Origin of the sequence: Idiomarina sp. UBA4206 (assembly GCF_002383015.1) — a bacterium.
Classification (GTDB): domain Bacteria; phylum Pseudomonadota; class Gammaproteobacteria; order Enterobacterales; family Alteromonadaceae; genus Idiomarina; species Idiomarina abyssalis.
Genome location: NZ_DFTS01000009.1, coordinates 58925 through 70542 on the forward strand (window position 1 = coordinate 58925; position 11618 = coordinate 70542).

An 11618-nucleotide genomic window follows, 5' to 3' on the forward strand; every position below is an offset into this window, starting at 1 on the left:
CCGACACGAGGATTTTCAATCCTCTGCTCTACCGACTGAGCTATCCGGGCAACGGCGTGTATTAAACGTTTTTTTCGGTTTCGAGTCAACCGCTTTTCGTGCCTTTTTTACTGTTTGCTCAGTAATTGCACATTAAGCGGTTGTTTTGGTGAATTATTCAACGCGTAAGTAGGTGCTGCCGGCTAAACAGTGCTCGTAAAAGTTTGTCCAGCGAACACCTTCACGTGGCGCCAGTGAGCCTTTACGTACCTGACGGTCAATTTGTTTCTTCACAGTTTTTGCCATGTACTCGGTATTATACTGCATAGTTTGCAGTACTTTTTCGGCCGATGTGCCCGGTACCACTTCTTCAATATAGAAGTCGCCGGGTTCATCGTCGTGACAGTAAACATGCACTTCGGTCAGACGGCCAAACAGGTTGTGCATATCGCCCATAACGTCCTGGTAGGCGCCGGTGAGGAATAAGCCTACGTGGTAATCCTCGCCTTTACGCAAGTTATGCATGGGGATGTGATCGCTGATTTCAGTGCCTTCAACGTACTTACTGAGCTTACCATCACTATCGCAGGTAATATCGACAATTGAGCAGCGTACTTCGGGCTGTTCGTTCAGGCGCGAGATAGGCACCACTGGCAGTACTTGCCCGATGGCCCAGGTATCGGCGGCTGACTGAAATACAGAAAAGTTACACAGGTACTGACTGGCGAGCATGTCTTCTAACTCTTCCAGCTCCTGAATAACGTAACTGTCTTTATCCAGTGAATGGTGAATGTCGGTAAGTATTTGCCAGTACATGGTGTCCAGCTTGGCCATTTCACTGAGTGATAATATACCCAGTTTAAAGGCTTCGTAGGCATTTTGCTTGGCGTCCTCGGACTTGGTTACTGCATACCTGAATAACTCCCCTGCCAAGTACATGGAAGTCCATAGGCCGTCATTATCCGTATCGTGAAAGTAACCCGTAGAAAGGTCACCGGGTGTTCTCATAGACAGATCGGAGGTAAAACCGTAACGAATATGGCGTAAACGCTGAATTTCTTGAAAATACTCCGCTTTTTGTGCCAGTGTCATGGGTACGAAGTTAATTTTGCTCATCCCTTTTTGTGTAAGGACCAGCACACTTCCGTCAGGTCCTTCAGCCAAGTCCACCACCTGATCGTCTACCAACCATCGTTTGGAGGCGTAATAGTCATATTTGCCATCTTCACGTAGTTTAAAAGCCCCTTTGGTGGATCCGAGCCATAGACTACCTCGAATATTTTTAACCATTGTAATTTCTGTCCAAGGCAGTTTTTGGTCCAATTTAATTGGGACAAATGTTTTGCGGTCTAAAATCTGTACGCCATTGGTAGTTCCCAAAACAATGCTGCCATCATGGAAAGTGAACNNTTCGGCGGCGTCGTTATAACGCTCCTGCGGGTGGAACTGGTCGCCGGAGCTGTGCAGTTCGCGCATGTTCTTAACTAAAATGTGTTCGTTCTCGCTGGCGCTGATATCGAATTGTGTACCGGCCGGTTTCATTTCGCCAACAATGTTGGTGACGACGCAGCTGTGGTGCGCGGTCATCGCACGACCACTTTCACTGACTAGATTAGGGTGGGGCACCTGTTCCAGGTCACAAATTTGTTTCACACCCCAGACAACGTCAGCTACGTACTCTTCTGTGGAGTAATTGCGTGAGGAGTCGCTGGTGGTGCTGGTACCGTCATAGTCGATGCCTAGACCGCCGCCGATATCCAGGTATTCTAAAGGCACACCTTCCTGAACTAATTTGGCGTACAAACGCGCGCCTTCGTTGACGGCTTCTTTAATCTTACGAATATCGGACAGCTGACTACCAATGTGAAAATGCAGCAGCTTGGCACAGTGCAACATGTCTTCTTCGCGCAGCCGTTCAATAACATTCAAAATTTCGGCAATACTCAGGCCAAACTTAGCGCGGTCGCCGCTGGAGCCAGCCCACTTGCCGGAGCTTTTTACCATCATTTTTGAGCGCAGACCAATCATGGGTTCAACGCCCATTTGTTTCGCCAACGGGATCAGCATTTCCAGTTCACTGAATTTCTCAATAACGATGATCATTTTACGTTTCAGCTGACGGCCAAGCAGCGCCAGAGTCAGGTAGTCTTTGTCTTTGTAGCCATTGAGAATGGTCAGCGCATCGGGATTGTCGTTGTACGCCATTACTGCCATCAGTTCCGGCTTAGAACCGGCCTCAAGGCCATAATTATAAGGTTCACCAGCGTCCATGATCTCTTCAACCACTTCGCGCATTTGGTTCACTTTAATGGGAAATACACCGCAATACTGCCCCTGGTAATTGGCGTCAGCTATCAGCTTACCGAAAGTCTCGTTAATGATTTCAACCTGCGAGCGCAAAATGTCATGAAAACGGATAACGGCCGGAAACTGAATACCTTCCGAAATAATTTCATCCACTACTTCTTTCATATCAATGGTGACATCTGGCAGGCGGTGGTTAGGTCGAATTTGAATGTTGCCGTTTTCGCCAATGGAAAAATAACCCGCGCCCCAGCGGTTAACACCATACAATTCTTCTGCTTGATCGATATTCCAGTCTGACATCTCAGGCTCCCGACTGTTGTAAAACGAGTAATAATTCGCGCACAATTTTAGCGGCGAACACGTCGGAGTTACCGGTTGGGTCTATTTGTGGTGACAATTCAACCACGTCAGCACCCACCAGGTTTTTCTGGCGCAGGAGTTTCATCAGGCTGACAAAGGAATGGAAATCTTCACCGCCCGGCTCCGGAGTTCCTGTGCCAGGTAAAAAAGAAGGATCGAAATAATCGAGATCCAGCGTCAGGTAAACCGGACGGTCTTTAGCAATAGTCTCAACACTGTCGAGGAAGTCTTTACGTGAGCTGCGGATGGTTTTGTGTTCTTTCATCCATTGGTACTCGTCGCGTGTACCAGAGCGAATGCCGTATTGAATGAGCTCATGGCCGGGACCAAAGTGGTCGACCGAACGGCGAATAATAGACGCGTGTGAATAATGGTAACCAAGGAAGCCATCGCGTAAATCCGCGTGAGCATCCAGATGCAGCAACACCATATCGGGGTATTGTCGCAAGTACTTCACAATAGGTGCGTAAGAAATAGAATGCTCACCACCTAAGGTCAGCAGTTTAATTTTTTCCTGAGCCAGGTCGACGGAATCAAATATCGCGTTAAAGTCATGAACCGCGTGATGCCATTGCTTTTCTTCGTCGTCATCGAAGCCCAGCCGCAGGTTGCCTAAGTCGTAGAAGCTTTGATCTTCTAAGTCGGCGTCAAGGTACGGCGAGTAAGACTCAATGTCCTCAGAAACCGCGCGTAAACCGTCGGGCCCTTCTCGGGTGCCTTTACGAAAACAGGCGGTACCATCAAAACCAAACCCAAGAATATGGGTATGTCCCGGGTGTAAATCGGTGCTGTGCTCGGCGCCGAAAAACGGGCGGCTCGGGTCATTTAATGGTACGGGTAGTGGCACCGTTAGTGGCGTTAGGGGCATTGTTGTTGCAGACCTCTCTTACTTCGTCGATTTGCTGCGATCTTTTTTGATCGGATTAAACAGACTTTGTTGAATATTAATTAACTCTTCGCTCAATTTTTTACGTTGAGTCCAAGTGTCAGCGAACGGTGTTTCGCTGAGTTCGTTGGCGGTAACACCAGCCATAACGCCAGTTTTCTGTTGCCGGGCTAACTCAACAGCGTGCACACCCAGACGAGTACCTAAAATACGATCCATTGCCGTAGGGCGTCCGCCGCGTTGAACGTGGCCGAGTAAACACGGACGACAGGGTAAGTTAAGACGATCTTCTAACTGTTCCGCAAGTCGAACTGCACCACCAGGCCATTGATTTTCACATAACACCATAACGTAGCTGGAGTCTCCGCGTACGCGCTGTACTGACTCAATGTGCTTAACCAAAGCCGCTACGGTTAAGGGTTTATCTTTTTGTAGCTCGGGCAGAATCATTCGCTCGGCACCACTTGCCATAGCGCTGCTAATACCAATATAACCGGCATTGCGGCCCATAACCTCGACAATGAATACGCGATCCATGGCTTCGGCGGTATCCCGAATTTTATCCAGCGCATCCATGGCTGTTTCTACTGCCGTGTCATAGCCAATAGTGTTATCCGTGCCAAAGAGATCATTATCGATGGTGCCGGGTATGCCTATAATGGGACCTTCCCAAAAGTTGGCTAAATGCTCAGCGCCGCGAAATGAACCGTCGCCGCCAATAACGATAAAGGCATCAATTTGATGCGCGTCTAAATTTGTTGCTGCTTCGCGCGCACCTTCCTCGGTTCTGAAACGCTCACTGCGGGCACTTTTAATAATAGTGCCCGAATACTGCAATATGTGTTCAACGTCTTTGCGATCTAACTTTACAAAGTCGTTATTTAAGAGTCCTTCATAGCCATGACGAAAGCCCATGACCTCGATACCATAGTTCTCCGCGGCCAGAACAACGGCTCGGATAGCGGCATTCATGCCCGGGGCATCGCCACCACTGGTTATAACGGCAATGCGGTTTATTGTGTTAGCTGATGACACAATCTCTACTCCTTGATAATGTCGTATGCGTAGCTTAAACGACCTGCAGGCCGTGACCAAGAGGAAATTTCATGAGCACTGATGTTGTACGTTTTGATTATTCAGAATTATCGGACTGGGCGCGAACTTGTCTGACCGAGGCGGGGGCTTCGGGGGAGGTCGCGCGCAATGTGAGTTATTACCTGTTGGAAGGCGATTTACTGGGTTTTAGTACCCATGGTTTAATTCGCCTGTTGAACAATTGCCAATGGCTGCGTGACGGCAAGAGCCTGGCAAAAGGGCAGCCTGTGGTATTAAGTGAGCGTGCTGCGGCTGCGAACTGGGACGCCCAATTTTTACCGGGCCCCTACGTGGTAACGCAGGCTATTGATGCCGCCTGCAAAATGGCGCAACAAGCCGGTACCGGAACCGTGGTTGTAAGACGCAGTCAGCATGTAGCCTCATTAGCCGCTTATTTGACTATAGCGACGGAGCAGGGGTTGGTCGTCAGTCTGATGTGCTCAACGCCCGGACAACGTGCTGTGGCACCTTTTGGTGGTAAGGAAGCGGTATTTTCTCCCAACCCTTTTGCGGTGGGCGTGCCCAGCTCCGGCAATCCACTGCTATTTGATATCAGCTTCTCTATGACTGCCGCGGGGAAAGTGCGTCAGGCAAAAGCCAACGGCACGAAATTGCCATACAAAGCGTTGATTAAACCCGATGGCGAATGGACCGACGACCCGTTAACGTTTTTCGACTCGCCGGGTAGCGCGATAGCGCCGCTGGGTGGAGAACAGCTAGGCTATAAAGGTTATGGTCTGACACTGTTCAGCGAAATTTGGTCTATGGCGTTAAGCCAGTATGGTCGCCGGCAGGGTGCTGATGACGGTGACGCGAACTCGGTATGGATACAAGTGATTGATCCGGAAGCGTTTGGGGATAAACAGGCGTTTTTACAGCAGGTTGATGATTTGTTGGAAGATAGCCGAAAAAGTGCGGCAGCCGATCCACAACAACCGGTGCGTATTCCCGGAGAAGCCGCTCAGCAACGCAAACGTGAGCAATTGCAGCAGGGTGTTTACTACAGCAGCGCAACGTTAAAAGTGCTGCAACGCTGCGCTGAGTTTTGTGGGGTTGAATTACCTAAGGCTGTAAGCGGGTAATACGCCAGTGAGCGCCATCTTTGCTGTACAGGTAGCGGTCATGCAAACGATGCTGGCCGCCTTGCCAGAACTCAAATTGCTGAGGCTCGATGCAATAACCACCCCAGTGTTCAGGGCGTGGCACTTCGGTATTCTCATATTCACGCAGTAGCGACTTATAGTGGCTTTCCAGTACGTCGCGGCTTTCTACAGGGCGGCTTTGCTGCGAAGCAAGGGCGGCTACCTGACTTTCTTTGGGACGAGAATGGAAGTAGCGGTCGTTATCTTCACTGTCCAGCGGGATAGCGCTGCCGGTAATGCTAATTTGTCGTTCCAGCGGAAGCCAGGCAAAGTGCAGGTTAACCTGCGAGTTAGTGCTTATATCCTGGCCTTTTTGACTGTTTTTATTGGTGTAAAAACGGAAGCCTTTATGGTCATAGCCTTTCAATAAAACAATACGCTGGCTTGGGACACGTTCATTATTGACCGTTGCTACTGTCATCGCGGTAGGATCGCTCAATAAGCCGCTGTCTATGGCTTGTTGCATCCAGAGTTCAAATTGTTTGATCGGGTCTGAATTCAACTGCTCCCGGTGCAAACTGCCTAAACCGTACTCTCTGCGCATTGCTTGTAAATCCATGACCGCTCCTTATGGACTTGGGGAAGGCCCCGTTTTCAGTTTCCAGTCGCTTATTATATTACTTCTTATCCAGGTAACGCTGTCGTATTTTTTCCATCGCATCCAGATTGTCCAGCATAAGCCCGACCAGCTCAGGGTCGAAGAACTTGCCGCTGTGTTGCAACAGATAATCGGCAGCGTCTTTAGATTCTTTGGCGTCACGATAGTTGCGCTGTGTGCGCAGTGCATCAAAATGGCTGCTGATGGTCATTATACGGGCATTGAGGTCAATGTCTTTGCCTGACTTCTGACTTGGAAAACCCGAACCATTCCAGCGTTCATGAATATCCTGTGCAATAGCAGCCGCGATTTTCGCCACAGCAGTATCGGTTTGACGTAAGTAATCATGACCCTGAATCACTTTCTGCATAATTTCTTCATAGTCGTGAATGCTTAAGACATCGGCACGCTGAGCGAGCTCCATTTGTACCGATACTTTACCTATATCGTAGACTGATGCAGCTTGTTTTAAAGCTTCCGCCTGTTCATGCGTTGCGCCGGCAAAAATGGCCAGTTGCCCGGCCATTTCGGCTGATCGTTTAACATGATGGCTGATTTCATCGATGGAGTGCTTTTCAATAGCCTCTCCAACGCAATAAAGCAATTCACGCTGAGCCTCTCGTTCGTTCTCAGTGGCCTGCAGGTTATCAATAGCAATGGAGCTATTATTCACAAAAAGGCCCAGCAAGTTTTGATCAAGCTCAGATAAGTCACGGACACCGCGAATGAAGAGCAAATACTGGCGTGAGCTGCTGGTTTTATAAAGGCCGTAGTAATTATTGTCTACTATCCGGAAATCGACATTTTGCGAACTTTGTTGCATTGGGCGAACGATATCCCAGTCAATTTCGCTTTTTATCGGTTGTCCTGCCGCACCTTCGTATTCTCCGGTGCCACCAATAATTTCAAAGGGTTCACTGGTATTCGAGCTGGCGGTTAACGCGTCAATTCGGCAGTACATAGCGTCGTCAGACAAGGTGATTAGGGCAACAAGCTGTTCCAGTATCCCCTGACATAAGCCGTGCATTGAGCGGGCCGAAAACACCTCTGCCGATGCGTTAATGACTTTTTCTAAGCCTCGTTTGTTGCGTTCAATAGCTTTTAAGTCTCGGTAAGCGCGAAGGCACGAGTACATAAGAGTGACCAGTTTGCGATAAGTCAGCTCGGTTTTTTCTTTGTAATCATCAATGTCGTAACGCGCTATGACGTCCTCTTCTGGTGCCTGACCAGGTTGCCCGGTACGCAGAACAATTCGGATTAACCGGTTTTTCCGGGTTTCTCTCACCCATTGCGCGACATCTAAGCCCGCGTGGTCAGTTTCCATAACCACATCCAGCAGCATCATGGCGATGTCGGTGTTTTCCTGCAAAAACGCAATGGCGTCTTTTCCCGAGTAAACCGAATGGAACTCCAGCGGACGTCCATCAAGCTTAAATTCACCCAGTGCCATTTTGGTGATGGTATGAATTTCCTCATCGTCATCGACAATCAACACATGATAAGGCTCGCAAACCTCTTCGACGGCCACATCAGGTTCGTCTTCAGAAAACAGAAAATCATCGTTCATGATGCTGCTACTCCATTAGTAAACGCGTTCGCCTGCAACATAGGTCTGCTCAACTTGAGTCTGCCAAATTTGGCTGGCATCAACGGTAAAAGGGTCCTGCTCCAGTACAATAAAGTCAGCCCATTTACCGGGTTCAAGCGAACCGAGTGACTTTTCCTGCCAGGCACTGTAAGCGGCATCAATGGTAAATGAACGCAAAGCCTGTTCAAGGCTCATTTTCTCTTCGGCGTACCAGCCTCCCGAAGGCATATTATCGCGGTCCTGACGAGTAACGGCTGCGTGCAGGCCGTAGAAAGGGTTCGCTAATTCAACCGGAAAGTCAGACCCTGCCGCGATAACGGTACCCTCATCCAGCAATGTCTGCCATGCGTAGGCTCCGGCCATACGTTCAGAACCCAGACGATCTTCCGCCATATTTTTGTCGCTGGTAGCGTGGGTCGGTTGCATCGAAGCAATCAGATTAAGCTCGGTAAAACGTTTCAGGTCATCCGGGTGCACAATTTGTGCGTGTTCAATGCGGTTACGTAAATTGCGGCCACCCAGTTCATCATAGACTTCGGCCAGATTATCCAGAACGACACGGTTAGCACGGTCGCCAATGGCGTGGGTATTTATCTGAAAACCGTGTGGGATGATCAGTTTATAGAGATCCTGAATCTTCTCTTCTGAAGTTACCATTAGCCCGTGGTTGTCATGGTCATCGCTGTAAGGTTCTATCAGCGCTGCTCCGCGGCTTCCAAGTGCACCATCGGCATATATTTTAACGCTGCGAATAGCCAGTTTCTGGTCCCGGGTTTCGTAAGGCCCTTCAGCCAGAAGTTGAGCGAGTTTCGGCTCGGTCGCTGCAATCATGCCGTAAACCCGAAGCGGCATACGCCCTTGGTTATGCAAACCTTTGTAAATGGAAATTTCGTCAGAATTAATGCCTGCGTCGTGGACGCTGGTAATGCCAAGTTTAACCAGGTGCTGAAAAGCCAACTCATATGCGGCCCGTTGCTGTTGAAGCGAAGGTTCGGGAATAATGTCTTCAACCAGCTGCATTGCATTATCGACCAGAACACCGGTGGGGTTACCCTGTTCGTCACGGATAATTTCGCCACCTTCAGGAGAGACGGTATTTTTATCAATACCCGCGCGGCGCAGTGCTTCGCTGTTTGCCCAGCCTGCGTGGGCGTCGACGCGCATCAGCCAGACGGGACGGTCACTGACAACTTCATCAAGATTTGCTGCACTAGGGAAGACTTTTTTCTTCCATTGTTCCTGGTTCCAGCCGCGGCCAGTAATCCATTCTATTTCCTGCTGCTCTTTAGCGTAGCTGCGAACCTTTTGGACTGCGTCAGAAACAGATTCAGTGTCGCGCAAATCAACCTGTAGAAGACTGTTGCCCAAACTTTGGATATGGCCGTGGGCGTCAGTTAACCCCGGGAGTACGGTTTTGCCATTCATATCGACCGTACTGTCTGTATCAGCAAAGCGTTGGGCGAGAGTCTCGCCGCCTATCGCCTGAACCTTTCCGTTTTCCACCAGCATGGTAGAGAACTGCTGTAATACCGCATTTTCTCCGGCAGGGCTGGTCAGGGTGTAACCCTTCATGTTGGTATATAAGGTGTCGGCGATGGCTGAAGCTGATAAGCCCAGGCTTATAACTAAGCAGGTAATGCGTCGCATTGTAATTTAACTCCGTGGCAAATAATTTAGACAACACTATAGCGTTTTTACTGTACAACCGCCTAGGTGTTGCCGGAAGTTTTTGTTAACTAAGTTAACATGACATTCGGGAAGCTGTTAGATAACCGTAAAAAACTTGCTGTCTGTTATAATTTAGGTATGCTAAAAGTTAATTGAATAGGCATTATTTTGGATTTCAGGATGAAAGTTCTAATTATTGATCCGCAGTTTTTTATGCGTGCTGGTCTTATACAAATTCTTACCAACTATGCGAATCAACCCTCAATCTACGAGGCTGATTCGTTCGAGATTGCGGAAAGTTATTTAGCAGCTGATGATTACGATCTGATTTTTTTAGAGATGGATTTGCCGGACGCTGAAATCCGTCCCGCCCTGCAACGTTTAAAGAAAGTTGCGCCGCGCACGCATATCGTCTTGTTTACGCGCCCACGGTCTATCTCCGAAGTACGCCAAGTACTGGCGGCAGGGGTTCGTAGCTATTTGCCGAAAGACAGTTCAGCTGAGCAGGCTAAGCTGGCTATTCGCGCCTTGCTAAATGGTGATCGTCATATTCCTGATGACCCGCATCTGAATGAACCTCGTGATAAATCCAGCGGCGCTGAAAGTTTCTTGTCTCCACGGCAATTAGAGATTATGCAATTATTGGCGCAGGGCTTATCGAATAAAGAGATAGCCAATATTCTGGGTATTACTGAAGGCACCATTCGTGTGCACTTATCGGCAATATTTAAGGCCATAAAAGTATCAAACCGTACAGAAGCAACGCTTTGGTATTTATTAAGACAGAAGAAGTTAGTCGACTAAGCTTTGATTTATGTCACTGAACCGTTTGATCTCTGAACTGGAAAAACATCAACACGCGCCAACTGAATTGTGGGATCCGCCTTATTGCGGCGAGATTCCCATTCACATTGCCGCTAATGGTGATTGGTTTTATCAGGGGAGTCAGATAAAGCGTCAGGCTCTGGTTAAGCTGTTTGCCTCAGTCCTGGTGGTCGAGGAAGGCGACTATTTTTTAGTTACACCTGCTGAAAAAGTTAAAATTACTGTTGAAGATACGCCTTTTGTTGTCGTCGACTGGGAACAAAGGGAAGAAGATGGTGAGCAATTATTGCTGTTAACCACCAATATCGGTGATACTCTGGTATTAAGTTCTGAACATCCGCTCACAATGAAAGAGGGCATCCCTTATATTGTGATGCAAAGAGGATTGACAGCAAGAGTACATCGCAATGTATTCTATCAGTGGGTTTCACACGCAGAGTCACGAACTGTCGATGGGCAGGAGCAGTGGTATCTCTCGAGTGCGGGTGAAACGTTTGTGTTAGGAAATGTGAAATAGGACGTTGCGGTAAACTCGTCTATGACAAAAACAAGAACAGTCTACCTGGTTGAACAGCAACCAGAGCGTCGTCAGCATTTTGAAACGGTATTAACCTTTATTGGTGAAACCGTTGAAGTCATATCTCCTTCGGACACTCTTAAACTTTCTGCAACCGATGCTCTGTGTGTCATTGCCGGTAATGGTATTGATAACCTGATGGAGCTGGCCGGCGATTCGCCACACCTTCCTTTTATTTGTGCGAACACGCAACAGCATCAGGCGCTACAAAAAGCCAATGTCATTGGTCCTTTGGAGGACTCTTTTGACTACGCCAGTTTGTCCAATATGCTGCATTACTGTCAGGCGTATCATCAGCAAATGCCAATTAAGCCCGCAAGAACGCGGCATCCCGGCAGTGGTAAACTGGAGCAGACCTTAATTGGTAATGGCCGCACCATGAAACATGTGCGGCAGTTAATCGAGCAAGTGGCGGTTACCGACGCCAACGTTCTTGTTCTGGGAGAGTCCGGAACCGGTAAAGAAGTTGTCGCCCGCGGTATCCATGATTTATCAGAACGCAACAAGGGGCCTTTTGTGCCTGTGAACTGCGGTGCCATTCCCGGAGACTTATTAGAAAGTGAATTGTTCGGCCATGAGAAAGGGGCATTTAC

At 48.6% G+C, this 11618-nt stretch carries 10 protein-coding genes; 4 read left to right on the forward strand and 6 right to left on the reverse strand.

Features of this window, described 5'->3' with window-relative positions:
• Positions 1 to 153: 153 nt before the first annotated feature.
• Genes speA through B3180_RS01715 form a run of 3 tightly spaced genes read right to left on the reverse strand, consistent with a single transcriptional unit; the run spans position 154 to position 4567 of the window.
• Positions 154 to 2586 carry a biosynthetic arginine decarboxylase gene (gene speA / locus B3180_RS01705; RefSeq protein ID WP_286842570.1) on the reverse strand — a complete coding sequence of 811 codons (2433 nt, stop codon included), beginning with the start codon at positions 2584 to 2586 and terminating at the stop codon, positions 154 to 156.
• A gap of 1 nt (position 2587) precedes the next feature.
• Positions 2588 to 3514: an agmatinase gene (gene speB, locus B3180_RS01710; RefSeq protein ID WP_278358176.1), complete on the reverse strand. Its 927-nt coding sequence runs from the start codon at positions 3512 to 3514 to the stop codon at positions 2588 to 2590.
• A gap of 18 nt (positions 3515 to 3532) precedes the next feature.
• Positions 3533 to 4567, reverse strand: a complete 1035-nt coding sequence (locus B3180_RS01715) for a 6-phosphofructokinase (protein ID WP_224798568.1) — start codon at positions 4565 to 4567, stop codon at positions 3533 to 3535.
• A gap of 71 nt (positions 4568 to 4638) precedes the next feature.
• Here B3180_RS01715 and B3180_RS01720 point away from each other — a divergent pair, with 71 nt between their 5' ends.
• Positions 4639 to 5709 carry an Ldh family oxidoreductase gene (locus B3180_RS01720; RefSeq protein WP_286842573.1) on the forward strand — a complete coding sequence of 357 codons (1071 nt, stop codon included), beginning with the start codon at positions 4639 to 4641 and terminating at the stop codon, positions 5707 to 5709.
• On the opposite strand, the gene pdxH is transcribed toward B3180_RS01720, so the two are convergent.
• The 3 genes from pdxH to B3180_RS01735 are packed head-to-tail and all read right to left on the reverse strand — an operon-like array spanning position 5690 to position 9602.
• A complete protein-coding gene (gene pdxH, locus B3180_RS01725; RefSeq protein ID WP_278358174.1) occupies positions 5690 to 6328 on the reverse strand; it encodes a pyridoxamine 5'-phosphate oxidase in 639 nt (212 codons plus the stop codon). The two genes, B3180_RS01720 and pdxH, sit on opposite strands and share 20 nt — an antisense overlap.
• Positions 6329 to 6386: 58 nt before the next feature.
• A complete protein-coding gene (locus B3180_RS01730; RefSeq protein ID WP_278358173.1) occupies positions 6387 to 7934 on the reverse strand; it encodes a response regulator in 1548 nt (515 codons plus the stop codon).
• A gap of 15 nt (positions 7935 to 7949) precedes the next feature.
• A complete protein-coding gene (locus tag B3180_RS01735; protein WP_278358172.1) occupies positions 7950 to 9602 on the reverse strand; it encodes an amidohydrolase in 1653 nt (550 codons plus the stop codon).
• Positions 9603 to 9803: 201 nt separating this feature from the next.
• Here B3180_RS01735 and B3180_RS01740 point away from each other — a divergent pair, with 201 nt between their 5' ends.
• From B3180_RS01740 to B3180_RS01750, 3 genes are all read left to right on the forward strand, one after another.
• Positions 9804 to 10427, forward strand: coding sequence for a LuxR C-terminal-related transcriptional regulator (locus B3180_RS01740; protein ID WP_054490632.1), 624 nt, complete (start codon positions 9804 to 9806; stop codon positions 10425 to 10427).
• 10 nt (positions 10428 to 10437) lie between these two features.
• Complete coding sequence (locus B3180_RS01745; RefSeq protein ID WP_054490635.1) at positions 10438 to 10965, forward strand: DUF1285 domain-containing protein; 528 nt, start codon at positions 10438 to 10440, stop codon at positions 10963 to 10965.
• 21 nt (positions 10966 to 10986) lie between these two features.
• The coding region (locus tag B3180_RS01750) for a sigma-54-dependent transcriptional regulator (RefSeq protein ID WP_286842585.1) at positions 10987 to 11618 on the forward strand (632 nt) is incomplete at its 3' end.